Below are 26,251 nucleotides of genomic sequence, written 5' to 3'. Positions count from 1 at the left end.
CCGGGAACCTCGGAAGGTTCCCGGCCCGCAGTGCGTGGAGCAGTGGAGGAGGTCAGCCGCGGAGGTCCGGGCCGTCCTCGTCCAGGCGCTCGCCGTCGTCCAGACGCTCGCCCTCGACTCCCTGGCCGCCGGCGTGACGGCCCCGCTGCGGATTCTCCTCACGGGGGTCACGGAACTTCGGGGCGCTCGGCGGGACATTCCCGTCGGCGTCCTCGAAGCGCGGCTCCGTCTGGCCGCCGTCGTCCTGGGTGAGGGGCCGGCCCTCGTGCGGCTGTCCGGAATCGTCCGGGTTCACGGTCCGGATGTGCTCGTCGTAGCCGTCCTGCTGGAACTCGGCCGGCTCCGCTCCGTACTGACCCGCCCCGTAGGGCGAGGCCTGTCCGGGCTGCTCGCCGAAGCGTGCGGCCTCGGCGTCCTCCCGTGAGGTGGGCTGCGCCGCGGCACCGGCACCGGCACCGGCTGCGCCACCGGCCGCCGCGCTGTCGGCATGGGCGCCGGTCGGCGGAGCACCGGCATCGGTCGGCGCAGAGCGCTGCACCGGACGATCGGCCTGCTGTGCGGGGGCACTGCCGCCGCGGCCCGCGACGCTCCCGCGCTCTGCGGTCTCGGCGCGGCCCTGGGCGCTGGCCGCGTCGTCGTCGCGGTGGACGCGATCGCGGAGGGTCTCGTCATTCAGCGGCTCTCCCTGACGGGGACCGTCGCCGGCAGGAGCCTGCTCGGCGCGGACGTCCCGGCCGATCGACTCCTCGCGCGGGGGCGCACCTGCGGCCCCGGCCCCGGCGGCACCGACTCCCGCAGCGCCGGCGGCACCGGCAGCGCCGGCACCGGGATGGCCTGAGCGGTCACGCTCGATCGGCTCACCGCGGTCCTCGCGGGGAGCGAGCGGTTCCTGTGCACCGCGGCCCTCGCGGGACGCGGCAGCATCGCGGGTCTCGCGGGTCTCGCGGGTCTCACGGGTGTCGTGCGTTCCGCGGCCGTATGCGTCCCGATCCTCCGCACCGGGGGCAGCGGCAGCCCCGGCGCCGGCCGCGCCGGCTCCGCCGACAGCTCCGGCACCGGCGTCGCGGTGATCGGGGGAGCGGAGCGCATCCTCGTCGCGCTCCGGGGCACGCCGCTCAGGGGCCGCCCCTCGCTCGGGAGCGGGCTGATCGGCACGGTGCGCGCCGGGGTCGGCTCCGGCGGGGCCAGCGGCCTCACGCACCGGCTCACCACGACCTGCCTCGTCACGGACGGGGCCGTCGGCCTTGCGGCGACCGCCCTCGTGCGCGGCGGCACCGGCAGCGGTGCCACCGGCCACTGCGCCGCCTGCTGCGGCGCCACCGGCCGCGGCCCGACGGCCATCGGCGGGGGTATCGGGATCGAGCCGATCCGCCTCGGCGAGCTGCTCATCCACGGAGCTGCGCTCCTGCTCGACCGACGCACGCTGCTGATCGGCCTCCTGGCGGCGACGCTCGGCGGCCACCTGCTCCTGCTCAGCCGCCTTCGCCTTCTTCTCCGCGTCCAGACGGGCACGGTCGGCCTCGAGCTCGGACTCCTTCGCCGTCAGGTCGCGCTCCTGGACGGCTCTGTCCTTCGCCTGCGCTTCCTGCCGGAGCTCGTCGGCGCGCCGACGGTCTTCTTCCTGCTGCTGGGCCTTGCGGCGCTTCGAGGACTGCGCGCCCACCACGATCAGAATGACCAGGAGGACGAGCACTACCACGATGATTCCGATGAGGACGGGCAATGAGATGGGGAGGTCGTTCATCGTCGGCTCCTTACTATCGGCTCCTCCGCTCGATCGAGCGAAGGGAATCCTGCTCTCGACACGATTGCACCAGATCTGCCGCCCGAACGCACGAAGTTCGCCTCCACGGGTCTCGTCATGGCCCCGTTCACGTCCGTGATATCGCCGCCGCCGCGGGGTCGCCGGTAAGGTGAGTCCCTGTGACCAGCTCAGCGTTCCGCACCGCAGCCGACGACGCCCCGGACCCCGGCGAGGAGTCGCCGTCCCTGCCCGGCTCCGCGCTCGTGGACGAGTCCCGACGGGTGCTCGTGCACCTCATGCAGGGCCCGTTCCTCGACGGCCGGCGGGACCCCGCCCGCTACGCGCAGCTCCTGCGCGACCGGGCGGCGATCGAGACCCGGCTGGCCGATATCTTCCTCGAGCTGGTGGTGGACGACGACGCCCAGGTCGCCTTCGTGCGCCAGAGCGAGGCCGACGCCGACGCCCCGAAACTCCTGCGCCGCCTGACCGGCCTGAACCGTCTGGACTCGGTGCTCCTGCTGGTCCTGCGCCAAATGCTGCTCACCCAGTCCTCCCGTGGCCAGCGCACCGTGGTCTCCGAGGCCGAGGTCCAGCAGGCGCTGGCCGCCTATCGCCGCACCACCTCCACCGACGAGGCCGGCTTCGCCAAGGAGGTGCGTGCGTCGATCGCCAAGATCCAGCGTGCGGGCCTGCTGGACGAGCAGGGCGACGACTACGAGGTCTCCCCGGTGCTGCGGCTCATGATCGGCCCGGACACCGCCCGCGAGTTCATCGCGCTGTACCGGGAGGCCGGTGTGGGCGGGCTCGAGGATCCGGCCGACGAGACTCAGGACGACGACGAGTCACCGACTCCCGCTGCGGGTTCCGACGACGTCTGAGCGCGACATGCGGCGAGCGTTCGACCGGATGGTCAGGGCACGCTGATGCCGAGCTCACGCTGCAGTTGAGTAAGCGGCGTCGGGAGGTTACCGTTCTGTGACCCGCCTGAGGCATGCCCGCGGGGCTCGCCATCGCGGTCGAGCGCGCAGGGCCAGAGGAGAGCTACCCGTGAACCAGAACCAGAAGACTGCCGACAGCCCGCTCGTCTCGCTCGTGATCCCGGTCTACAACTCGATGCCGTATCTCATCGAGACCCTCGACGCGATCGAGCAGCAGGGCCTGGACGAGAACCAGCTCGAGGTCATCCTGGTCAACGATGGTTCCACCGACGGTTCCGAGAAGGTGCTCGCCGACTACGCGGAGAAGCATCCCAACTACCGACTGCTCAACCAGCCGAACTCCGGCGGACCGGCTGACCCCTGCAACAAGGGCATCGCTGCGGTCACCGGCAAGTACTTCTTCGTGGTGGGTTCCGACGACGTGCTCACCGAGAATGCTCTCGGCGACCTCGCGGCCTACGCGGAAGAGCACGATTCGGACATCGTGCTGGCCAAGATGGCGGGCATCAACGGCCGCCATGCACCGGGATCCATGTTCAAGGCGACGAAGCCGGACGCGCATCTCGTCGATGACAGCCTGTTCAACTCGTTGACGGCGATCAAGCTGTTCCGCACCGACCTGCAGCGCAAGACGGGCGCTTACAACCCAACGCATCTGCGGGTGGGATCCGATCAGCCCTTCACCGCCGCGTGCTACCTCGCTGCCGACAAGATCAGCGTGTGCGCTGACCGCCCGTACGTCATGATTCGTACGAGGGACGATGGCAAGAACGTCACCTCCGACTCGCGTACATCGCTCGAGTACATCGAGCTCCTGGATTCCTTGCTGGGGGTCATGCTCAAGTGGTCTGAGCCGGGGGAGCTACGCGACGGAGTCCTGTACCGCCCCGTTCACGGCGCGCTCCGCAAGTCCCTGCTCCCGAGGTTCCTCAATTTGTCGGCCGAGGAGCAGGAGAAGGTCGTCGCGGAGATTCAGCGATTGGTCACCCCTCTTTTCAATGAGACGGTAGCCGGGCATCTCGCGAGCCTGGACCGGCTCAAGGTGAGGCTTGCTCTGGCCGGCAGCATGGACGTCCTCCGCGACGTGATCAAGTGGGAGAAGCAGAATGGTCGGGAGCGGCTGACCCATGATGGACACGGGTTCCATCTGGACCTACCAGCACCTCTGGCGAAGAGAGTGGGAGTTGAGCTTTTGCGTGATATCCGAGCCATGGGCGTGGCGAACCTCGAGGATCTGGTCGTAGAGGGAGGTGTCGTCAGGCTCGAAGCGAGCGCCTATGTGCGCAATTCCGACACGGCGCCGGACAGCGCCCTGGTGAGACTGCGCCGACGTGACAGCGACGAGAAGATCGATCTAGCAGTTATTGACCCTCGCGCCGTCAAGCGGGCTGGAGCGCGTGCGCTGAGCTTCAAGGCCGAGGTGGACACGACTGCCATGGACCATGGGGTCTGGGACCTCTACGTAGTCCATCGATACGGCGATGAGGAACTCCAGAATCGCCTTGGTCGATACCGCTCAGAGCGCGTCACCGATGAGCGTCGGGTGCTGCTGGACAGTGACCTCAGACAGAACGAGTTGGGGGTCGCGTACTTCACCAAGGGGCACGGCAACCTTTCGCTGGACGTTGGATACACCCTGCTTGCACGCACAGAGCCGAAGATCGCTTCCGTGACCGTGCTCCGAGAGAGCCCGGATCGTGAACTCGCGCTGCTGCGCATGGAGACTGTCGAACGGGTGCTGGTCACGGCCTTCCCCGGCCGTCTCGACAAGCCCGGCTATCCGGTGGTGCATCTGGAGAACGGCATGCTTGCCGTGTCGCTGCCCGCATGGACAAACCGGAAGGACCGTCGCATCTGCGTGGCGAATGCTCACGGGTCCGTCGTCCTGCGTCTTCCCGCACCGTCGGGCTTCTCGAACGGTGCGGCGAAGCCGTTGCGGCCGCTCGCCACCTCCTACGAGTCAGTCTTCGAGGGGCCCGGCGGGATTCGTGGATTCGCACGCCGACTCGGAGTGCGGAAGCCGTCATTCATGCGACGCTGACCTCTCTGGATACGCCATGAGCTCGTGCCATGACAAACTCTTGGGGTGCCTCGGCTTGGCCGAGGTGCCCCACATCGTCTATGAGAGCAAGAGGTAGGTCAGCGTGAAAGCGATCAGTGTCGGCAAGGCCGTGAAGATGATGAGGCTCTGGCCTGCACTGGTGAACGCTCTCGCCGTTCTCGCCACGGTGACTGTGGTGAGCATGGGGGGCACCCAATGGGCACTGCTGGCACCCCTCGTTCCTCTCGCCATCATCCTGTGGCGCCAGCGGAGGACGCTGCTGCGGCGCCCCCGGGGCGTCGGCGGGATCGGCAGGTACCTCACCGCCCGGTTCATTCTGATCGCGGCCGCGGGAGCTCAGCTATTCGTCTCCGGCGAGTTCCATGCGCTCGAGATCATGGCTTGCACGTTCACTGTCGCCGCGCTCGCCGTCGAGCCGATGGTGCGGTCCGCGAACGGTGTCGCCGTGCCATATGCCTCAAACTTCCCAGGGCATGAGGCGCGAAACAGGGCAGTCTTTCCGTACGGCTGGATTTTCCCGCTGAATCTGGTGTCTCTACTCGCGCTAGTGCTTACGGGACTGTCTACGCACGTTCTGGTCACCATTGCTGTGGCTCTTTCCTCGGCGTCGATCGTGCTCGCTCTGCTCGCGTTCGTGGACATCGCTCGTCGTGTCCAGACGCGGCGACGCTTCCAGACCGGCCTGGAAACTCGGCTCGAAGAGCTTGGACCGGTCTTCTACGTCTACTGGAACGCGCCGCCCCGCTCGGCTTTCCAGGTGAAGATGTGGTTGCCTTATCTTGAGCGGCTCGGCGTGCCGTTCGTACTCGTGGTGCGCACGGTACCCAACTTCCGGCAGCTTGCCGCTGTCACAGAGCACCCGGTGCTCCTTCGGCGGTCGCTCGCTGACCTCGACGCGCTGATCGTGCCGTCAGCACGTGGCGTCTTTTACGTGAACAACGCAATGCGCAACAACCATATGGTGCGATACGCCTCGCTCACGCACATCCAGCTGCTCCATGGGGAGTCCGACAAGGCTTCCAGCGCTACCCCCATCATCCGCATGTACGACAGGGACTTTGTCGCCGGGCAGGCGGCTATTGATCGCTTCGAGAAGTTCGGCGTCACGATGCATCCGGACATCTTCCGCATCGTCGGTCGCCCGCAAGTGGAGGACGTCGACCCTGAACGGGGGCCGGTGGGAGAGCTTGAAGAAGTCTCCGTGCTGTACGCGCCTACATGGCTCGGATACCAGGCGGAGACCAACTACTCATCGCTTCTGGCCGGGTCTGCGATCGTCCAGGGCGTCCTCGACCGTGGTGCCCGTGTCGTGTTCCGTCCGCACCCGTATAGCTCGCGCTCTCCAGAACTGCGCGAGGCCTGCCGGGAGATCCGACAGATGCTCGCGTCGGACGCTGCTGAGTCGGGTCGGGAGCACCTTTACGGTGAGCTTGCGGAGCGGGAGATGAGCGTGACGGACTGCTTCAACGCTTCCGACGCGATGATTTCCGACGTTTCCGCCGTAGTGGGCGACTTCTTGCACTCCGGAAAGCCGCTGGCTATGGTGTCGCCGCGTACCGGCACCGAGGAGTTCGTTGAGCAGTTCCCGATGGCCCGCGCGGCGTACGTGCTTGAAGCGGAGGGCGCCGCGCTTCGAAACCTTGAAGAGGTTCTCGAGGCGCTGCTCACGACGGATGAACACCGAGCGGAACGACTTCGCTGGGCTACGTACTATCTCGGGGATATTCCTCGGGAAAATTACGCAGACCGGTTCGTTCAGGTTGCAAGGGAAGAGCTCGGTATAGGGTCCCACGAAAGCGCCACGTTCTTGGAGGCGGGTCGGATAGCCGAGTGAATGCGTGTTCCATCCACGACCCAATCCACCCTAATCGAGCGATAGTGGCGACCCTCATTGTAAGTAGACTATCTAGCCGCGCACATCGGGTGACCTCAACCGGCGTCGCTGCCAATAAACAGATGTCAATACGGTTACGACCTAGTTGCGTGAGGGTGTAAACCTTTTGTATCGGGTAATATTGCCATATTGCCTAAACTGGCACTCACGTGTCGGATCGAAGAACCGAAGGATTCGGGGTTACCTTGGCTGCTCGACCAATTGTCATCGTTCTGCACCAGCTTGGATTTGGTGGTGCGACCAAAGCGGTCCTTGACCAAGCCGCGATGTTCTCGCGCGACGGAAGAGAAGTTCTCGTTGCCACTCTCGACGACAGTCCTGCACAGGCCGCCAGGGTCGAAGAACTGCATGCTTCCGGCTTGCTGCCGGCAGCAGTGCGAATCCTCAATGTCCATGAAGAGCATTGTTTGGGGTCGGTGGCGGCACCAGTATCAGAAGCTCCGTCCGGATGGCTTCGCAAGCGAGTTCGACGCGAGCGTCTCGGCCGCGTTGAGAGCACACTCGCAGAGGAGCGCTTTGTCGAGTCAGGGCACGATTCTCACGGAGACTACCGGAGAGAGTTCGATGGCACGGGTGATTTGCTCACGTTTACTCGTCTGCACAAGACGGGTGCCATCAAGCATATAAATTACTATGAGAATGCGATACGTGTTCGTCGGGATCAGTATCTCAACGGAGTTCCGCACGTTCGGTCCCTGTATGACGCGAATGGCGCTCAGACACGCGAGATGTTCCTCGCGAAGAATGGTTTTTGCTATGCGCAGAGATGGCTTGACGCTGGGACCGGTCGCGGTATTGGCGTCTATGTAGCGGATCGCCAATCCGGTGAGGTAGTGCGGCACTCCGGCATTCCTGCGTGGCATGTGGCGTGGCTGCAGTCGGTTGTGGACTCCTTCTCGATTGCGCCCTACGTGGTTGCAGAATCTTCCTCCGCAATCACAAAGATCATGGGGCTCAGGTCCGACAGTGCGATCCGTATGGCAATGATGCATAACAGTCATTTGACCGCACCTTTCGAGGTCAACAGTCCCTTGAGGCCCGACTATGAGGCGACCTTCAATCGGATGTCTGAACTCGATGCATTCCTGGTGCTCAGTGAGCGTCAAAGGGGCGATATGGTCACCCGAATTGGAGCAGAAGACGTGATGACTGTTGTTCCGAATGTCCTGCGATTTCCCGAGATCGCGGAGGTCGAGCGTGACGTCAAGCTTGTTTCAGTGGTTTCGCGCCTTGCGCCTCAGAAGTCCCTCCACGAGGCCATCCATGCTTTTTCCCTCGTACTGAGAGACGTTCCAGATGCCCGTCTCGAAATTTACGGTGGAGGGCCGTCGAAGCGCGAACTAGAATCTCTCGTTGAAGATTTAGGTCTTCGCTCGAGCGTGACTTTTGAGGGCCGCACGAAGGAGCCGTTGAAGGTTATGGCACGGAGTTTGTGCACTATCTCCACCTCGGAGTGGGAGGCTCTTCCGTTGTCGATCGCAGAATCTCTGGGTGTTGGGACCCCGGTTGTTGCCTACGACTGCTTGTATGGCCCCTCCACGCTTATCAAAAATGAAGAGACCGGATTTGTCGTACCCCGCGGTGACAGGTCCGAGCTTGCCGGCGCGATTCTCAAACTGCTTCAGAACCCCGCGCTTTCCCAGCGTCTCGGAGAGGCGGGGCGGGAGGATGTCAAGAGCACACTCGATGAGGAGGCGGTGCTCGCCAGGTGGCAGGAGGCGTTCGGCTGGGCAGATCAACGCTTCTCCGCTCGGAATCTTCAGGATTGAAGCGTTCTAGGTGTGCCGTTTAGGCGGTAGTCCTAGTTGAGCATGTTCGTTCGTATGCTGAAATTTGCCCGATTCTAAAAGGATGTTGATGTACATGTCAAGAATGCGACGGATCCGCCGGATTGCCGCCCGCTCTTTGCCGATCGCGACGAAGGATCAAGTTCGGCAAATTGCTCAGCGGGAGTCACTGAGATGGGCCGAGGCTTACGAGGGGCTCCTCGCGGCTGTTGAAGGTCGTCCTACTGTGGCGATGCAGGCACGTCTCCCGAAGGCGAGCCAAGCTGACCGCGTCAGGAAGTCCGTCGCAAAGCTGAAGGTCCAGGCGAGTTCGGGCCAGAAGACCCCGGGTGCAGAGGATCTCGTTCGCAGCCTCCGCCGCGGTGCGAGTATCGAGGAGGCGGTGCTCGACGCCACGAGGGAAATGCTTAAAGCGAAGCGTCAGGCGATGCCACAGTCTATGGCGGATGGGCTCCGTCGAAATGAGAACACTCGCGTCGCAGGGGATCTGGCGGCGGGCGTTATTGCTCATCATCGGCGGTATTATCGGCTTGCACGGCAGTACTTCAACGAGGTTCCCGCGCCGCAGTGCTACAAATATGCTCCCGTGGAGGCGATTGATTCCCTGTTCTGGGCGGATCGTGCGGAGGGCGTGAAGAGGGCGCGCAAGTGGCTGGATGATGTCCCTGATTTCGACGCGCGGACGTGGTTCGAGATCTATCGTCATCTGTTCGTCGCAGATGAGTTGAAACTTGCGGACGTCGCCTTTGCTCGCGTAAAGGCGGTGTACGAAGATCCTGCACAGCAGGCGAAGTGGGCCGCTGGGGCGGATGAGATCGCATGGGGGGAGCGTTGGGCAGGATCGGAGCGGGATCGGACCTCTTCGGCCCCTGAAGGGGCCAGGGTCTCCTTCGGCGTGGTCGATTACACCCAACCCGGGCGTGCCCGAGCTTCCCAGAATATTGGCGACCAGATTCAGACTCTCGCCTCGCTCGGTCATGTCGTGCGACATCAAAATCTCCGGTTCCACGGAGAGCCGGATGTTGTGGCCTTCGTGACAGCTATGCAGGAGCGAGTGCGGCCGGAGCTGCGTCGCGAAAAGGTAAGCGCCGACGTAGAGCTGGTGACCGTTGACCGCGACTCGTCCACTTATCAGAGCTTCGCGCCCGACACGTGGTTGCTCGAATTTGGGTGGCATATGCACGCGCTGTTTGGACTGGACACGTACGATTTCCCGCTTCATCCGAACCTGAACCCGATCTTCGTGTCGTTCCACTGCAACAAGCGGGAATTGCTGACGCCGGATGCGATTGACTACCTGCGCGCGCATGGTCCCATCGGCTGTCGCGACTGGACCACCGTAGATCTGTTGCTGTCGCTGGATGTTCCGGCGTTTTTCTCGGGCTGCCTGACGACGACTGTGAACACAGTTTTTCCGGATCTTGAGCGCAAGCCGGAGCCCGCGACTGCGTACGTGGATGTATCACGGACCCCCGTACCCAAGGGACACGAGAACATCAAGCAGTCGTACGGTGCGATTAAGAAGCGATCCTTCACCGAAAACATGTGGGACGCCGTGAACCTTCTCGAGCGTTACCGCCGGAACTACACAAATGTCGTCACGACTCGTCTCCACTGCTATTTGCCGACCACGTCGATCGGACTCAAGGCGGCATTCGAACCCAAAAATAATGCCGATGTTCGTTTTGCCGGTCTCTTCCGACTTTCGGAGCAGGAGTTCGATGACATGCGTGCCCGGATGCGCGATCGTCTCGAGCCGGTGTTAACCGCGATCTTTGAGGGTAAGGACCGGGAGTCGGTATATGACGTTTGGTCCCGCACGGTGGCCCCCGAGGTCGAGATCGCACGTGCTCGACATGAAGATGTCGACGCTCTGCCGTCGGCTGAGCCTCTCGTGCGCAAGTTGTTTGATTCTGTGGCGACCGTTGACCAGTCGGAGGACGAGTCCGTCTGTGACGTTGTTCTGACCCCGACGACCAAGGAGATCCCCCATCTCGCAAAGGTGCTGGGCACTGCGTCGCGATCGACGTCACGCCCTCTGCGTGCATGGATCGTGAGTCCCGAGAGCATGCCTGAGCAGCTCGAGGTTGACGGAGTCGCCATCGAGTGGGTCGACACGAGTGCCATGGACTTTGCGGCCTCAGGGGTGCTGGATCGGCGCTCTTTGGATAGAGCTCTGATCTCCGAACTTGTTCCTGTTGATCGGGCTGTGCTCCTGCCCGTCGATGCAGCCGTCGCCGGTGACCTCACAGAGTTGTATGAGCTTGATCTCGGCGATTCCCGTCTAGCAGCTCGAAGCACGTCAAAGGCGGACGACAGTGGGTTCGGGGTGCTCTACGGTGCGGCCAGGCGCCTGGATGCGACGCCTGAGGTCGCTTACGAGTTCTATCGGCGGATCCATCGTGCGCATGAGTTCGACTTCGAGGCCTTCGATACCGATGTGCTCGTTTTGGACCTGAAGGGTCTGCGCGAGGATCACTACGCTGCTCGGGTTCTCCCCGCTATGAAGCTGTATCGTCTCGACGATCGCGACGCACTGCATTACCTCAACGGGCCCAAGCGTGCCGAGCTAGATGCCGTATGGGCGTCCGTGCCGACGCGTGAGCGAGCAGCAGATCCGAAGATCTGGCATTGGGCAGATACGACGAAGCCGTGGTCCAGCGATGTTGTGCCCGGGGATGGTGCGGCGCTCTGGGAGAGTGCCTGATCGATGCCCCGATCGGTGCGATCGCATGCCTCTGCGGGCGAACACCGCTCGCGGAGGCGTGCGATGGGCAGGCATCTCCGACCAGTGCTGGACGGTCTGGCGGTCAGGGACCTGCATCACCGGTTCTGGGCTGACGGGCGCGACCGTCGTAAGGTGGGGCGTCGCGCGGTACGGAGGTCGTACGAGGTCACTGTCCCGTCACTACATCGTACGAGCCCCAGGTAGCCGCAGTTCGGCAACCTCGGTGAGATTGGAGCAGGGTCTTGACCGCTGGTGAGGCAGGTCGCGTGACGGCACCTCTGGTGCCGCCACCGCTCGAACGCACCTTCGACCAGGCGGAGGTGGACTCCGCTGCTCGGGAGAACGGACTGGAGCCGATCGGGGTGCGCCCGCATCTGGGTGCCTACTTGAAGGACCTGTGGTCCCGCCGCTCCTTCATCAAGGTGATGGCCATCTCCAAGGCCTACGCGGAGAACCAGAACACCTACCTCGGGCAGCTGTGGACACTGTTCTCCCCGATGATGAACGCCGCCGTGTACGTGGTCATCTTCGGCTTCATCCTGCATGTGGGCCGCGAGGGCATCGAGAACACGATCGCCTTCATCGTGTGCGGCGTGTTCATGTTCCGCTTCTTCGAGCGCTCCGTGATGGCAGGCGCCCACTCGATCAACAAGAACCTCAATCTGGTGCGGTCGGTGAAGTTCCCCCGAGCCGTGCTGCCGATCGCCGGGGTGCTCTCCGAGCTCGCGATCCTCGGCCCGGCCGTAGCGGTCATGGCCCTCATTTCCTACGTCTCGGGCTTCCTGCCCTTCGCCGGCAAGGTCACCATCGACTGGTACTGGCTGCTGACGATCCCCGCGATCGGCTTGCTCTGGATCTTCTCCACCGGCTGCGCCTTCCTCATGGCGCGCTGGGTCGCGATCACGCCGGACCTCGACAACCTCATCCCGCACGTGATGCGCGTGCTGATGTACGCCTCCGGCGTGATCTTCTCGATCGACCGCTACCTCGGCCAGTTCAGCTGGGGCTGGATCGCCCAGTACCAGCCGGTCGCCGTCTACCTGTACTTGGTGCGCTCCTGCCTGCTCAACGAGCCCGCATACCCGCAGTCGCTGTTCATGTGGCTGCTCGGCATCGGCTGGGCTGTCGTCTTCGCGGTCGTGGGCTTCCTGGTGTTCTGGCGCGGAGAGGAGCGGTACGGACGTGACTGAAGCTGAAGAAGTCGATTTCGAGATCGATCCGGAGGACCTCGAGGGCGGGCCGGTCGTCGCCGCCCCGTCCGACCACCTCTCCCTGCTCGTCAACGACCTGCACGTCACCTACCGAGTCTTCGGTGCGAAGAAGGTGGGGCACGGCCCTGGCGACAAGCAGGGGCCCTTGCAGAAGCTGCTGCGGCGCGGTGCCCGCCAGCCTCCCGTGCGCGAGGTCAAGGCGGTCCGTGGCATCACCTTCGCCGCCAAGCATGGTGAGTCCATCGGGATCATCGGCGTGAACGGCTCTGGCAAGTCCACCCTGCTGCGTGCGATCGCCGGACTCATCCCGCCGGCCGCCGGCACCGTGCACGTGGCCAGCAGCCCTTCCCTGCTGGGCGTGAACGCCGTGCTCATGAAGGACCTCACGGGCGAGCGCAACATCATGATCGGCGCGCTCGCGCTCGGCCTGACCACCAAGGAAGTCGAAGAGCGCTATCAGGAGATCGTGGACTTCGCCGACCTCGGTGAATTCGTGAACCTGCCGATGAAGGCCTACTCCTCCGGCATGGGTGCGCGCCTGCGCTTCGCCATCTCCGCCTCTGCTGTTCCGGACATCCTCATGATCGACGAAGCTCTCGCCACGGGCGACGCCGCTTTCCGGGCCAAGAGCAAGGCGAAGATGGACTCGGTGCGTGAATCCGCCGGCACCGTGTTCCTGGTCAGCCACTCGCTCGGCACCATCCAGAACATGTGCAGCCGTGTGCTGTGGGTCCACGAGGGCAAGCTCGTGATGGATGGTGACCCCGAAGAGGTCTGCGGCCGGTACAAGCAGTTCGTGGCGGAGTCCAAGAAGGCGGCCAAGGCCAAGAGCTGACTCGTCGGCGGCCTCCGTCGCCGCAGGACGCGCACAGGCGACTCTCTGCACGTCCCTGCATGCCGCGCATAGACCGAGGGCGTGGCACCGATCCTGGATCGGTGCCACGCCCTCGTCATGCGCCGAGAGATCAGCGCGAGGTCGTGCTCAGAACGGGCGGCTCATTGCCGCACGACGATGTTCTCCGAGTCGATGAACTTGCCGACGGAGGACGACAGCGTGCTGATCACCTGAGCGACGTGCTCGGGCTGCATGATCGTCGTCGGATCCTCGTCAGGTGCGAGGGTCTTGCGCAGAGCAGTCGCGGTGCGGCCGGGGGAGAGGCACACCACGCGGGTGCCGTAGATCGACAGCTCCTCGCGCATCACCTGGCTCATGTTGATCACTGCGGCCTTGGAGGCCGAGTAGGTCAGCCAGCCGGACCGGCCGTTGATACCGGCGGTCGAAGCGATGTTGACGATGAGATCGAACGTGTTGCCGCGGTTCAGCAGCGCCTTGATGATCGTGAACGGCGCGTAGACGTTCACCTCCATCGTCTTCTCGAAGTCGGCCATCTTGACCTGCTGGAGCGGGACCGGGTTGGTGTAGCCGGCGTTGTTGACGAGGATGTCGATGTTCCCGACCTCGTCGTACGCCTGCTTGACCGCCTTCTTGAGGGCCGAGCGGTCGCCGACGTCGACCTTGTACGGCACGAGCTTGCGGCCGATCGGGAGCTCCTTCTCGAGCTCCTTCACGTTGTTGTCGAAGTCCTCCGAGTCACGGGCGAACATGACCACGGTGGTGATGTCGTCGTGGTTCAGGATGAACCGGCGGGTGGTCTCGAAGCCGATGCCGCGCGACGCCCCGGTCACGAGTGCAGTCTTACTCATCGTCGTCCTCCTCCGGTCGCAGGAGGAACCCTGCCATCTTCAGATCGGTGCTGGTGGTGACCTTGAAGTTCTCGTCCGAGCCATCGATGAAGTGGACGGGGAACCCGCTGTCCGCCACCAGGGTGGCGTCCTCGGTGAACTCGATGCCTTCGTTCACGGCGCGCTCGTGCGACGCCTCGAGGTCGGACTTCGAGAACTTCTGCGGCAGCTGGACGTTGCGCAGTCGGTCGCGGTCCAGGGACCCGGTGACCTCGGAGGTCTCCGGGTCGACCGGGGCCACCGTGAAGGAGATCGGCGACATGAGCGAGACGTTCTTGTGCTCGGAGTCGATGAGATTGCGGAAGTCGCGCTCACGCACCAGTGGGCGAGCGGACTCGTGGATGATCACGTCGTCGTTGGTGCAATGCGGGAGCATCGCGGCGACCGAGGAATGCCGGGAGTCGCCGGCTTCCACCAGGGTGACCGGGGTCGAGATCGCGTAGGCCTCGAGGACCTCCTCGATCTGCTCCCGCCACTGCGGCGGGTAGTTGACCACGATCTGGGAGATCTGCTCGACACGGTCGGCCGTGACGAGTGCGTAGACCAGGATCGGGATACCGCGGAGCTTCAGGAGCTGCTTGGGCTGACTTGCGCCCGTTCGGCTGCCTATTCCGCCATTGAGGAGAATGAGTGAGTACATAGAGTCGTTCCTTCGTGCGGGTCGGCGGCGCTGCCGGATGACCGACGGTCATCTGCAGGAACCGCATCCGTCGAGTTCACTGGGCCGCAACCGGCGCGACCCTCGGCGTTCACTGTACGAGGTCGCGGGGCATTTGTTCAGCGGCTCGCGGAGAGCCGGCGAAATCCGTGGTTCCTCTCACGGGCGGCATCCGGCCCGACAGGCCGTCGCCCGAGGGAATGCCCCTGAGGGGAGCGCCCTCCCGCATGATCCCGCTCACGTCGTCGCGGAGGTGCAGGCCTGCGGCGTGCACCGATGGTGGAACCGGCCGGCCCGCGCGTGGACCGCAATTGCGTGCCATGGGGCTTGCGGAATAAGGTCAGGCTTGCCTCATCGCACATCGGTGCGCGGGTGCATCCCGGTGCGGAGGGTCGTCGGACCCGCTGGACCGTGGACGCCACGAAGACCTTGCGACGGGAAGGTGGCCGACAGATGGCACTGGTCCAGGCCCGAGGGCTGCACCTGGCCTACGACCGCCGGGAGATCATCCACGATCTCGATCTGACGCTGCCCGAGGGGCAGATCACGATCATCGTCGGGGCCAACGGCTGCGGGAAGTCCACGGTGCTGCGCGGCCTGTCCCGGCTGATGGCGCCGCGCGGAGGCGACGTCGTGCTCGACGGCAAGGACATCCATGCCCTCGCCGGCAAGGAGCTCGCCCGGCGCCTCGGTCTGCTTCCGCAATCACCCCTCGCCCCCGACGGGGTGACGGTGCGCGAGCTCATCGCCCGCGGCCGCTTCCCCCATCAGGGTCTCTTCCCGCAGTGGAGCGAGGACGACGAGCAGGCCGTGCAGGACGCCCTGGCGGCGACCCGCACCGTGGACCTGCGGGACCGGCCCGTCGCCGAGCTCTCCGGCGGGCAGCGTCAGCGGGTCTGGATCGCCATGGCGCTCGCCCAGCAGACAGAGGTGCTGCTGCTCGACGAGCCCACCACGTTCCTGGACCTCACCCATCAGCTCGATGTGCTGGACGTGGTGCGCGACCTCAATCGCGAGCGGGGCACGACCGTCGGCATCGTCCTGCATGACCTCAACCTCGCGGCCCGCTACGCCGACCACCTGATCGCCGTCAAGGACGGCCGCATCCATGTCGAGGGCCCTCCGGCCGACGTCATCACCGAGCAGATGGTGCGCGACGTCTTCGCCCTCGACTGCCACATCGCCCCGGACCCCCATTCGGGCACGCCCATGGTGCTGCCCCGCGGCCGAGGGCGCACCCACCACAACCCCTCCGAGGAGGACGCGATGACCACGATCACTGCCGACCCGTCAGCTCCCGTCGCCGATCTGGCACCCGCTCTCGAGCACAGCTCCCTGCTCGCCTTCGAGCTCACCGTCGCCGCCCGGCAACAGCTCGGGAAGAACCTGGTGCGCTTCACCTTCACGAGCCCTGACCTGGTCCACTTCGGCGCCAACTGCCATCCCCTGGACATGCGCATCAAGCTGATCGTCCCCGGCCCCGAGAGGAGCCGGGACCACTTCGCCTCCGTGCGACCGGATGGCCTGATCGACCCGGTGACCCAGCCCGAGTGGTACCGCACGTGGCTGCAGATCGATCCCCTGGACCGCGGCTGGATGCGCACTTACACCGTGCGGGACTTCCGGGCGGCCGGGCATCCCGGCAACCATGGGGAGCACCCCGAGATCGATGTCGACTTCGTGCTCCACCTCGAGCCGGAGGTGATCCAGGGCAGCGGTGTGGCGGCGCGATGGGCGCAGCAGGCGCAGATCGGGGACACCATCTCGATGCTCGGCCCGAACAAGCGCCTCGTGGGCCCCGACTACAGCGGCATCGAGTTCCGGCCGGGCACCGCCCGCACCGTGCTGCTCGTGGGCGACGAGACCGCCCTCCCGGCGATCGGCTCGATCCTGGAGTCGCTGCCGGCCTCCATCACGGGACATGCCCTCGTGGAGATCCCGGACGCCGCCGACGAGCAGCGGATCCTCACCCGCTCCGGGGTCCAGGTGCGCTGGCTGCCCCGCGGGGATCGGCCCCATGGAGAGCTGCTCGCCGCCGAGGTGCAGCGCCTCATGGGCGAGAACGCGCAGGCGTTCCGAGGAGAAGCCTTCCGCGGGGAGGGCGCTCCCGCCGGCGCCGCTGTCGATGCGACGCCAGGTGCCGCTGCTCCCGAGGTGCTCGAGGACGTCGATGTCGATTCCTCGATCCTGTGGGAGACCACGACGGGGCACGGCTCCTTCTACGCCTGGCTGGCAGGGGAGGCGGGCGTGATCAAGTCGCTGCGCCGGCACCTGGTGAGCGAGCTCGGCCTGGACCGCAAGCAGGTGTCCTTCATGGGGTACTGGCGCGCGGGGCGTCCCGAGAACTGAGCACTCCGACGGCACTGAGCTCGCGAGTCGCGCGGCTCAGCTGGTCGCGGTGCGCGGATCCGAGGGGTGCTCGTTCTCCGTGATCTGCCTCCACAGCCGATCCCGTTGCGCGCTGAGGTCGCGGCAGGCGTCGAGGAACCGCGCCAGCGAGGCGCCCGGACGGGTGTCGCCGAGGTAGTACTCGGTCAGGCGCCGGCGCTCCTCGCGATCCGGATCGACCTCGATCTGCTCGGTGACGATCTCTGCGGCATGCTCGGCATCGGCCGCGTCCAGGCGCGGCAGCACGTCGAGCATCCGAGTGCCCGCATCGCGGGCGTCGGCCCCGGCGGAGCGGGTGACGATGGCCGGTTTGCCCGTGGCCAGCCAGTCGTTCGCCACCGCGGAGACATCGCAGATCAGCAGATCCGCCTCGGCGAAGTCGCGCTGCAGCGGGCGGTCGCCGGAGATGGTGTGCCAGCCACCTTCGAGCAGCTCCCGCACCGCGCGGTCCGCCTCCCCGAACTCCGGGACGCGGACCCCCGTCAGCGGGTGGGGGCGATAGATGATCCGATAGCCCTGCGCGAGCAGCGAGCGCAGCATGGGATCGGCATGCGTCTGCAGGGAGCTGTAGGCGACGCTCGCCTGCCCGCCCTCCCAGGTGGGGGCGTACAGCACCACCGGATCGTCGCCGCGCAGGTGGGAGGTGCCGGGTTCCACCCTGTCGGTGTCCAGCGACGGGCGGCCCACCTCGATGCAGCGTGATTCGGCGTCGAACAGGGACGTGTACCGGGCGAAGCGGTCGATCGCCGCCTGCCCGGCCACGAAGGAGTAGTCGTACGCCTTGACCTGGTTGGAGACGGAGACGCCCTTGTCGGAGTCGCCATGGAGCAGGGAGACGTGCAGTGCGGATCGCGCACGCAGCGGGGCCATGTTCAGCGGGTTGTAGTTCACGTACAGGATCAGCTTCGTGCCGCTGCGGATGATCAGGGCGTCCAGCGTCGCGTCCTGCGCGATCGTCACCACCGGGAGTCCGGATTCCTGTCGGATGGTGGCCGCGACCCGGGAGTCCATGCACACGACGGTCACCCCCTGGGCACGGTGCAGCTCCCGCAGCGGCCCGTACCAGCCGCGCAGCTGGTAGAGGCTGTCGGCGGTGTCGGCGAAGTACACGATCACGTCGCCGTCGAGCGTGCTGTCGCGGAGGGTCGCGTCGTCCCCGAGGCCGTCGGGCATCCCGCCCGGCAGCAGACCGAATCGGCGCAGGAACTTGCCGCCGGCGCTGCGGATGCGACGGTTCAGGGTGTTCTCGCGAGGCTGCATGGTCTAGACGCTCCCGTTCTCGGAGCGCGACGGGGCATGCGGCGGGGTGGGCGATGGAGCGGACGACGGCCTGGGCGATGGCGCGGGCAACGGGCTGGGCGACGGGGCGGCGGCCCGGTCGAACTGCTCGGCCCAGGCCGCGTCGGTCGTGACGCGGGGGAGAGCCCGTCGGTACTGCCGGCGCAGCGACGACCAGTGCAGAGCCATCCGCAGGTGGCGACCGATGGTCCGTGCGAGCAGATGACGGGCCGTCGATCCCCGCACGAGGTGGACGGCGCCGTCCGGACCGCCTGCGTCGGTGATGATCACGGCGTCGGCTCCCAGCGCGGAGCGCCAGTGCAGCTGCTCGGCGGTCATCGCCACCACGACCCGGGGCTCAGTATCCGGCCGGACCAGCCGCAGCAGGGCGCGCAGCAGCGCAGGGGCCAGCGGCAGGGGAGCGGAGCGAGGGGCGGGCAGCGCCTCCGCGGACGTCGGGTTCCGGGCGTTCCACCGCGTCACCAGCTCCTGTCCGTCGGCGCGGGCCCGCTCGAGATCGTGCCCCAGCCAGCTGGACGGCCCGGCGAGGAAGGCGTCGATGCCGTGGTCCCAGAGGGTCGCGGTCAGGTGGTGACCGGACAGGATGTGCTTGAGCTGGTGCAGCAGCGAGGAGAGGATCACGCCGCGAGAGGCGTCGTACGCGGCGGCGGTGGCCAGGCGGTTGCGGTGCAGGACCCGCGAGGACCAGGACATCTGGGTGCGGAACGCATCCCACGGCGGGTGCGTCACGCTCGTCCCGGGCAGCACCACATGGCGGTAGCCGTGCCGGGTGGCGCGCAGGCCGTACTCGGCGTCGTCCCACTTCAGGAAGAAGGGGGCTGGCAGGCCGAGCTCGGCGACGGTTCCGGGCGGGAACAGCGTCGCCCACCATCCGGTGTAGTTGACCTCCCCGTGGGCGCGCAGGAACGTCCAGCGCTCCGGGGACGTCCCGGTGAGGTCGATGGGGCCGTGCACACCGTCGGCCGCGTGCCATTGGAAGTCGTTCGTGCGGACCGCCTCGGACAGGGCTGTCAGCCGCATCGGGTCCTGCGCGGAGAACAACGGGGTGCCGATGATCGTGGGCTGCGCGGCCAGCGACTGGTAGGTCAGCATGCGGCGCAGCGACTCCTCGCTGATGATCGCGTCGTCGTCCGAGACCAGCACGGCGTCCTGCGGGTGCTTCTCCGATTCGAGCATGCCGCGGGCGTAGCCCCCGGAGCCGCCCAGGTTCGGCTGCGTGATCAGCTGGATCTCCGGGACGGATGCCTGGAGCCGACGGAAATCCTTGTGCTCCGCGAGGCTCTCGCCCTGGTCCACCACGATCACGTGACGCACGCACTGCATCCGGGCGAAGCGGGCCGCCTGCGCGACCGCATCCGCTTCCCGGCGGTAGGTCGGCATCACCACGGTGACCTGCGCAAGGGCGATCGAGCGGTCGGTCGTCCAGACCACCGAGCGTGGATCACCCTCGACCCAGAGCCATTCGTGGTCGTCCGTGGCGAGCGGGATCTCCCGGCGCCCGTCGGCCAGCGGGCCCAGCGGGATCCGATGCCCGTCCCGGGCCCCCCACAGAGTGGTCCTGGTGCCCTCGACCTGCACGGTGACGGTGCTCGCCCCCAGCACGGTGCGCCAGACGGACACCGGGAAGGCCTGGTCCCAGAGCGTGGTCGTGTCCCCGGGACCATCGGAGGTGCACGAGGAGAGGAGGAGCGGCGAGGGATCCGGGGCGGCGCTCATGCGGCGCTCAGAGGGTCGCGGCGACGCCGGTGCGGGCATGATGCCATTCGTCGACGCTCCTCCCACGTGTGCTGGATCAGGGGCTCGCGCGCCGTCCTCGCGGGGAGACGCCGAGTGTGACGGTGACGCCGCATGCGAGGAGAACCCCCAGGACGGCCGGGACTTGGACTATAGCAATGTGCACTCGACAGGAACGCCATGGCGATGTCGACCGGCGCGTCACCTCGCGCCGGTCCCCGGCGACGGTGACAGGACCTCCGGCGACGGGCGATATGACCCACGGACAGGCTCCTGGCCGACCCTGGCGGTGCGCCGCGGGGCCCCGTCGGCCGATCCCGATGACGCGCCGCGGGGCCCTGTTGCGGAGGCGCCACGGAACAGGCGCCGGTCCCGGTACCCTGCAAGGGTGAATTCCGCAGCCGAGACCCTCGATCTTCCGGGCATGCCCGAGGCCGACGCGCCGACCGCCCGGGTGGGCACCGACCCCGACCATCCGCATCCGGGCCAGTGGCGCCTGATCGCGGTGCAGGTGTCGAACTGGGGAACGTTCCACGGCACCCATGATCTGAAGATCTCCGCCAAGGGCTTCTTCCTCACCGGCGGTCCCGGCACCGGCAAGTCGACGCTGCTCGACGCGGTCAGCGCCCTGCTCACCCCGCCGCGCACGCTCCAGTTCAACGCCGCGGCGTCCGACGCCGGACCGGCCCGCTCGAAGTACCGCCGCACCGTGGCCAGCTACGTGCGCGGCGCCTGGGCGATGCACTACGACCAGGCCACCGGCGAGTTCAGCCAGGAGGTGCTGCGCGACAAGACCACCCTGTCGGTGCTCACGATGCGCTACTCCGACGGGATGGGCGGCATCGTCCAGCTCTCCCGGCTGCTCCTGCTGCATGCGGGGCACACGTCGGACTCCGACGTGAAGAGCCTCTACGTCATCTCCCGCACCCCCTTGGACGTCACCGATCTGCGGCAGTTCGTCTCCACGCAGATCGAGGGCAAGGCGCTCGAGAACGCGCACCCCGGCACCGAGACCTTCCGCCAGTTCCGCGAGTACCGCGCCGCCTTCAGCCAGCTGCTGGGCATCCCGGACGAGAAGGCACTGGGCCTGCTGCACAAGATCCAGTCCGCCAAGGAGCTCGGCGACGTCAACGCCCTGCTGCGCGACTACATGCTCGACGCCCCCCGCACCTTCGAGCTCGCCGACCAGGCGCTCGCGAACTTCCAGAACCTCTCCGAGGTCTACCAGGCCCTGGTCACCGCCCGGGAGCAGCGCGACCTGCTGCGCGGGCTGCGGGAGAACCACGAGGACTGGACCGCGATGCGCTCGCGCGGCGGGGAGCTCGTGGATCGCCGCGCCGATATCGATGTCTATGCCGCCCAGCACCTCGTGCGCCTGCTCGGCGACGAGACCGGCCGGCTCCAGCTCGAGCGCGACCGGCTCGGGGCCCAGCAGCGACGACTGACCCAGGACGTCGCCGAGGCCCGCGCGGACCTCGGTCAGCTCAAGGAGCAGCGCAAGCGGGCCGGCGGCGGCGAGATCGACGACTGGAAGCAGCAGATCGCCGGCCTCGAGGTCGAGCGCGACCGACGCCGGGAGCGCGGCACCGAGTTCGCCGCGCTGCTGGCCACCGTCGAACTGCGCACCCCCTCCGGCGAGGACATGTTCCTGGCCCTGCAGCGCGAGGTCGACGCCCTGCGCGAGGCGCTGGAGTCCGAGGAGAAGGGCGCGGACTCCGCCCGCTGGGAGGCCGAGGCGATGGTGCGCGAGCTCTCCACGACTCTTGCCCGCACCCGCGAGGAGCTCGCGTCGCTGACCACGCGCGCCTCGAACCTGCACTCCGAGGACGTGGCACTGCGCGACCACATCGCCGCCGAGGTGGGCATCGCCCCCACCGAGCTGCCTTTCGCCGCCGAGCTGCTGCAGGTGCGCGGCGGCGAGGAGGAATGGACCGCGGCCGCCGAGCAGGCGCTGCGCGGACTCGCCCGCTCGATCCTCGTGCCGGACCGTGTCTACCGCGAGGTGGCCACGGTCATCGACCGCACCAAGCTGCGTCGGCGGATCTCCTACAACCGCGTCAACACCGACCTGCGCCGCCCGTCGAAGACGATCGACGAGCGGTCGCTGGCCGCCAAGCTCGAGGTCAAGGACGGCGAGTTCCATGTGTGGCTGACCAGCGAGATCGCGTCTCGCATGGACTACACGTGCGCGGAGACCCTCGAGGAGTTCACCCGGCTGAACCGTGCGGTGCTGCGTTCGGGCCAGATCAAGCACTCCGCCTCCCGGCACGAGAAGAACGCCGACCGTCAGATCAACGACCGCTCCCAGTGGGTGCTCGGCTTCGACAACCGCGCCAAGCGCGCCGTCTTCGAGCAGGAGCGCACCCGCGCCGAGCAGTCCCTGTTCGAGGCGCAGGCCCGGCGCAAGGACGTCGAGTCCCAGCGCGAGCAGCGCCGGGAGCGTCTCTATGCTCTGCAGTCGATCAGCTCGGTCACCTGGGACGACATCGATGCCGCCTCGGTCGCCCGGCGCGTGTCCAACCTGCGCGACATGGTGCGTGCAGCGGAGGACGGCTCGGCGGCGCTGAGCGAGCTCGCGCGGCAGATCGACGACGTCGAGCGCTCGATCGCGGAGTCCGACGAAGAGCTGCTGGAGGTGGTGCGCACCGCCGGCAAGCTCGGCGAGCAGGCAGAGCGCGCCGACGAGCGCCTGGCGGCGGCGACGGAGCGCGTCGCCGAGTCGAGCCTGGAGCCCGAGGTCGAGGAGGAGCTCGCCGAGCGGTTCGCCGCGATCGCGCCGACCCTGCTGATCGGGAACATCGATCAGGTCACCAAGGATGCGTCCGCGACCCTGGACGCGGAGCTGATGGCCCTGACCCGGCGCACCTCCCGCACCGAGGAGGACATCCGCACCGTGATGCGCGAGTTCTCTCGCCGCTGGCCTGCGCAGGCCGGGGACACCGCGGCGACCCTGGAGGCGGCCGACGACTTCCTGGCGATCCTCCAGCGGATCGAGGAGGAGAAGCTGCCCGAGGTCGAGGACCGCTTCTTCGAGTTCTTCACCGGCAACACCCTCGGGGACGTGCAGGCCCTGGCCACCGCCATCGCCCGAGAGCCCGCCGAGATCCGCAAGCGCCTGCAGCGCATCAACGCCCTGCTGGCGCAGGTCGAGTTCCACTCCGGCCGCTTCCTGCAGCTGTCGATGAGACCGGTGCACCTCACCGCGCTCGACGAGTTCAAGCGCGCCCTCGAGGACGCCGTGGCGGACATGGCGCTGAACGACATCAGCCGTGATCGGGACCTGGCCGAGGAGCGCTTCCTCTCCCTGCGCCACCTCATGGACATGATCGGTGCGGCGCGCACGCGGGACGACCAGATCTCCCGGGTCATCCTCGACGTGCGTCGTCACGTCCACTTCCACGCCGAGGAGGTCGACGCCGAGGGGACGGTGGTCCACGCGCACGAGTCCGGCGGCCCGCTCTCGGGCGGCCAGAACGAGCGACTGGCGACCTTCTGCCTCGCCGCGGCGCTGCGCTACCAGCTGGCCGGCACCGGCCAGGAGGTGCCGCGATTCGCCCCGATCATCATCGACGAGGCGTTCTCCAAGGGCGCCGGCAAGTTCATCACCGCGGCGATGGAGTCCTTCCGTCACTTCGGATTCCAGGTCATCCTGGCCAACCCGGGGAAGAACCCTCAGGCCCTGGCTCCTTTCATCGGTGGCGTCGGCGTGGTCTCGATCCGCCAGGACCGCTACTCCTCGGTCGCTCCGGTGGATTTCGTCCCCGTCCAGGAATGAATCGTCCCGATGGGGAGTTCTCCCCATCGGTGGCCCCCAGGGCGACTATTACGCTGGACCACGGAGCCGGCGGGATCAGCAGGATTGTCGAGTTCGATGTGATCGATGTGATCGATGTGATCGATGTGATCAACGTGATCGACGGGTTCGACGAGAAGACCATCCACGACCGGATCGACAGCTCGGCCCCGGACGGGCCGGCTGCACAGCGCATCGGCGACCCCGACGGCGCGCGACGCGAGAGGCGGGCACGCATGTCGACAGCGCCCACAGGATCCCCGGCGACCCTGCCGGAGCAGCACGAGATCTACGACTGGATCCGCGGACTCCTCACGGGCGTGACCAGCGCGGTGCTGGACGAGCAGCCCGGCCTGGGAGGCTTCGTCGACCGACGTCCCCAGCGCGACCGCTCCTCGGGGGAGACCTGGCGCGGTGCGGGGACGCTCTGCCACGTGAGCGCCCTGCTGGCCAGCGCAGGCTTGCCGGACCTCAGCGGGGACAACGCCCGGGACCTGCTGGCCGCCGCCGACCGCGCTGCCCTGGCACGGGGCCTGCGCCGTCGTTCGGAATCCGACTCCCAGGGGATCAGCAGTGCCACCTGGCGCACGGGGAGGGGCGATCTCCTCGAGGTGATCGTCGGGGTGCGGGTCGCGGTCCGCGTGATCAGCGCGCCGTTCCTGGCCGCAGCGTCGTCCGCCACAGTGGTGTCGACGAGCCCGTCGGCCCGGCCGTCCCTCCAGCCGCCGGCCCAGCCGTCTGTCCATCCGTCGTGCTGCGTGCGCTGATCCGTTCGAGGGCGGCCAGCGGGATCGGCAGCCAGTCCGGGCGATTCCGCGACTCGTAGAGCGCCTCGTAGACCGCTTTGTCCGCCTCGAAGGCGGCCAGGAGCACGCTGAGAGCATCCGCATCCGCATCCGCATCCGCATCCGCATCCGCATCCGCATCCGCATCCGCATCCGCATCGGCATCGGGCGCCGAGGTGCCGGCCCTCCCGCCGTCGACCTCCAGGCAGCCCTCCAGGAACGCCGTCCGAGCGGCGCGGACCCACGCCGACGCGTCCTCGCCCTGCTCGAGGGCGACCGCCCCGCCGACGTAGTCGAGGCTGCGCAGCAGGCCGGCTATGTCCCGCAGCGGGGAATCGGGCAGGGAGCGCTCCGCGAGCGGACGCAACGGCTCGCCCTCGAAGTCCAGCACCACCCAGCCGCGGCCCGGCACCAGGAGCACCTGACCCAGGTGCAGGTCCCCGTGGATGCGCTGCAGCGGCGGCCAGGGCACCTCGAGCGCGGAGTCCAGCAGAGCCTCGAGCGTCGGCAGATGCGCGGCCACCTGGGGAACCTCCGCGGCGACCATCGCCGCTCGGGAGCGCATCTGATCGACCATCCGTGCACGCCGCGCATCGTCGGTCACCGTCGTGCCCAGGGCACCGGCGAGGTCACGATGGACCTCGGCCACCGCCGCGCCGAGCTCGCGGGCGGCCGCGCTGAAGTCCTCGCCGGCGACGGCGAGCCGCAGAGCCCCGCGCCAGGCATCCTCGACGCCCGGCAGGAACTCCTGGGCGAACAGGGAATGGGTGCGCAGGTCCCCGAGCTGGAGGCTCGCCGCACCGAGCAGCCGCGGCACGCGCGAACTGCCGGCCGCAGTGAGCGCACCCTGCAGCACCACGTCGGGGTTCTCGCCGTCGTGGAGCACACGGAACACCTTGAGGATGATCGGTGACGTCCCCTCGGGCTCGACGATGATCGACGTGTTGGACTGTTCCCCGGACAGGATCCGGCTGCGCAGCGCGGGCCCGTGGGGGAGCGGGGGCTCGTGCGCGGGCCGGTCGGCGATCACGCTCATCCCGGGGCCCTTCGCCTCGCCGCCGGGGGCCAGAAGGGCGAACACGGCCGCGCGACCGTCGGCATCGCGCAGGGCATCATCCACGCGCACCCGGGCTGCCGGCGTCTCGAGGACCCCCACCTCGGAGCCCTCATCGCGATCAGCGGACGCAGAGTCCGGATGCCGCAGGAGGAGAGGGACCTGGTACAGCGCCTCGGCCGGATCGCTACCGGCGAACCACGTGCCGACCACCACCAGGACGACCACGTGATCCGGTGCGACGCGCAGCGGGGCCCACCCCCGGATCGAGACCTCGGGGGTCACCGCGCCCTTGTGCGCGAACCATCGCTGCCGCGGCATCCACGCGGCCAGCGGGGAGGTGAGGGCATCGAGGAGCTCACCCATCGGCGGCAGCGCCGTGGTGTCGAACTCAGGAGCAGTGGCGGGGGAGCTCGGCTCGTCCATGAGGTCA

At 67.1% G+C, this 26,251-nt stretch carries 15 protein-coding genes; 9 read left to right on the top strand and 6 right to left on the bottom strand.

Features of this window, described 5'->3' with window-relative positions; genetic code table 11:
• Window positions 1–52 precede the first annotated feature (52 nt).
• Window positions 53–1,744, bottom strand: a complete 1,692-nt coding sequence (locus tag ACT3T5_RS05990) for a hypothetical protein (RefSeq protein WP_444593854.1) — start codon at window positions 1,742–1,744, stop codon at window positions 53–55.
• A gap of 179 nt (window positions 1,745–1,923) precedes the next feature.
• Here ACT3T5_RS05990 and ACT3T5_RS05985 point away from each other — a divergent pair, with 179 nt between their 5' ends.
• The 7 genes from ACT3T5_RS05985 to ACT3T5_RS05955 all read left to right on the top strand — a co-directional run bounded on the left by ACT3T5_RS05985 (window position 1,924) and on the right by ACT3T5_RS05955 (window position 13,199).
• Window positions 1,924–2,622, top strand: a complete 699-nt coding sequence (locus ACT3T5_RS05985; RefSeq protein ID WP_096165337.1) for a DUF4194 domain-containing protein — start codon at window positions 1,924–1,926, stop codon at window positions 2,620–2,622.
• A gap of 169 nt (window positions 2,623–2,791) precedes the next feature.
• On the top strand, window positions 2,792–4,723 hold the full coding sequence (locus ACT3T5_RS05980; RefSeq protein WP_443350818.1) for a glycosyltransferase family 2 protein: 1,932 nt from the start codon (window positions 2,792–2,794) through the stop codon (window positions 4,721–4,723).
• Between the two features lie 103 nt (window positions 4,724–4,826).
• Complete coding sequence (locus ACT3T5_RS05975) at window positions 4,827–6,578, top strand: CDP-glycerol glycerophosphotransferase family protein (protein ID WP_444593853.1); 1,752 nt, start codon at window positions 4,827–4,829, stop codon at window positions 6,576–6,578.
• Between the two features lie 245 nt (window positions 6,579–6,823).
• Window positions 6,824–8,407, top strand: a complete 1,584-nt coding sequence (locus ACT3T5_RS05970; RefSeq protein ID WP_444593852.1) for a glycosyltransferase — start codon at window positions 6,824–6,826, stop codon at window positions 8,405–8,407.
• 82 nt (window positions 8,408–8,489) lie between these two features.
• On the top strand, window positions 8,490–11,132 hold the full coding sequence (locus ACT3T5_RS05965) for a glycosyltransferase (RefSeq protein ID WP_444593851.1): 2,643 nt from the start codon (window positions 8,490–8,492) through the stop codon (window positions 11,130–11,132).
• Window positions 11,133–11,419: 287 nt separating this feature from the next.
• Window positions 11,420–12,343: an ABC transporter permease gene (locus ACT3T5_RS05960; protein ID WP_444593850.1), complete on the top strand. Its 924-nt coding sequence runs from the start codon at window positions 11,420–11,422 to the stop codon at window positions 12,341–12,343.
• Window positions 12,336–13,199 (top strand): ABC transporter ATP-binding protein, encoded by an 864-nt coding sequence (locus ACT3T5_RS05955; protein WP_114307546.1) that lies wholly within the window; start codon window positions 12,336–12,338, stop codon window positions 13,197–13,199. Before ACT3T5_RS05960 ends, ACT3T5_RS05955 begins: the two co-directional genes overlap by 8 nt.
• Window positions 13,200–13,360: 161 nt before the next feature.
• Here ACT3T5_RS05955 and ACT3T5_RS05950 read toward each other — a convergent pair whose 3' ends face one another.
• The gene (locus ACT3T5_RS05950) at window positions 13,361–14,068 is read right to left on the bottom strand and encodes an SDR family NAD(P)-dependent oxidoreductase (protein WP_444593849.1); all 708 of its coding nucleotides are present in this window, start codon (window positions 14,066–14,068) and stop codon (window positions 13,361–13,363) included.
• Window positions 14,061–14,747: an IspD/TarI family cytidylyltransferase gene (locus ACT3T5_RS05945; protein ID WP_443344921.1), complete on the bottom strand. Its 687-nt coding sequence runs from the start codon at window positions 14,745–14,747 to the stop codon at window positions 14,061–14,063. Before ACT3T5_RS05945 ends, ACT3T5_RS05950 begins: the two co-directional genes overlap by 8 nt.
• A gap of 471 nt (window positions 14,748–15,218) precedes the next feature.
• Between ACT3T5_RS05945 and ACT3T5_RS05940 the strand changes: the two genes are divergently transcribed.
• Window positions 15,219–17,114 carry an SIP domain-containing protein gene (locus ACT3T5_RS05940; RefSeq protein WP_444593848.1) on the top strand — a complete coding sequence of 632 codons (1,896 nt, stop codon included), beginning with the start codon at window positions 15,219–15,221 and terminating at the stop codon, window positions 17,112–17,114.
• Between the two features lie 36 nt (window positions 17,115–17,150).
• On the opposite strand, the gene ACT3T5_RS05935 is transcribed toward ACT3T5_RS05940, so the two are convergent.
• Window positions 17,151–18,413: a CDP-glycerol glycerophosphotransferase family protein gene (locus ACT3T5_RS05935; RefSeq protein ID WP_444593847.1), complete on the bottom strand. Its 1,263-nt coding sequence runs from the start codon at window positions 18,411–18,413 to the stop codon at window positions 17,151–17,153.
• A 3-nt stretch (window positions 18,414–18,416) separates the two neighbouring features.
• Complete coding sequence (locus tag ACT3T5_RS05930; RefSeq protein WP_444593846.1) at window positions 18,417–20,168, bottom strand: glycosyltransferase; 1,752 nt, start codon at window positions 20,166–20,168, stop codon at window positions 18,417–18,419.
• Between the two features lie 406 nt (window positions 20,169–20,574).
• Between ACT3T5_RS05930 and ACT3T5_RS05925 the strand changes: the two genes are divergently transcribed.
• Window positions 20,575–23,961 carry an ATP-binding protein gene (locus tag ACT3T5_RS05925; protein WP_444593845.1) on the top strand — a complete coding sequence of 1,129 codons (3,387 nt, stop codon included), beginning with the start codon at window positions 20,575–20,577 and terminating at the stop codon, window positions 23,959–23,961.
• 663 nt (window positions 23,962–24,624) lie between these two features.
• Here ACT3T5_RS05925 and ACT3T5_RS05920 read toward each other — a convergent pair.
• On the bottom strand, window positions 24,625–26,244 hold the full coding sequence (locus ACT3T5_RS05920; protein ID WP_444593844.1) for a maltokinase N-terminal cap-like domain-containing protein: 1,620 nt from the start codon (window positions 26,242–26,244) through the stop codon (window positions 24,625–24,627).
• Window positions 26,245–26,251 lie beyond the last annotated feature (7 nt).

Origin of the sequence: Brachybacterium sp. AOP3-A1-3 (genome assembly GCF_052378285.1) — a bacterium.
Lineage (GTDB): Bacteria > Actinomycetota > Actinomycetes > Actinomycetales > Dermabacteraceae > Brachybacterium.
Note: the sequence above shows the minus strand (reverse complement) of the source record. Positions and strands in the feature narration are given on the sequence as shown.

Bases quoted from the DNA above. Each gene is read 5' to 3' on its own strand.
- ACT3T5_RS05990 (WP_444593854.1), bottom strand. From the start codon at position 1,744: ATGAACGACCTCCCCATCTCATTGCCCGTCCTCATCGGAATCATCGTG.
- ACT3T5_RS05965 (WP_444593851.1), top strand. From the start codon at position 8,490: ATGTTGATGTACATGTCAAGAATGCGACGGATCCGCCGGATTGCCGCC.
- ACT3T5_RS05950 (WP_444593849.1), bottom strand. From the start codon at position 14,068: ATGAGTAAGACTGCACTCGTGACCGGGGCGTCGCGCGGCATCGGCTTC.
- ACT3T5_RS05945 (WP_443344921.1), bottom strand. From the start codon at position 14,747: ATGTACTCACTCATTCTCCTCAATGGCGGAATAGGCAGCCGAACGGGC.
- ACT3T5_RS05940 (WP_444593848.1), top strand. From the start codon at position 15,219: ATGGCACTGGTCCAGGCCCGAGGGCTGCACCTGGCCTACGACCGCCGG.
- ACT3T5_RS05935 (WP_444593847.1), bottom strand. From the start codon at position 18,413: ATGCAGCCTCGCGAGAACACCCTGAACCGTCGCATCCGCAGCGCCGGC.
- ACT3T5_RS05930 (WP_444593846.1), bottom strand. From the start codon at position 20,168: ATGAGCGCCGCCCCGGATCCCTCGCCGCTCCTCCTCTCCTCGTGCACC.
- ACT3T5_RS05920 (WP_444593844.1), bottom strand. From the start codon at position 26,244: ATGGACGAGCCGAGCTCCCCCGCCACTGCTCCTGAGTTCGACACCACG.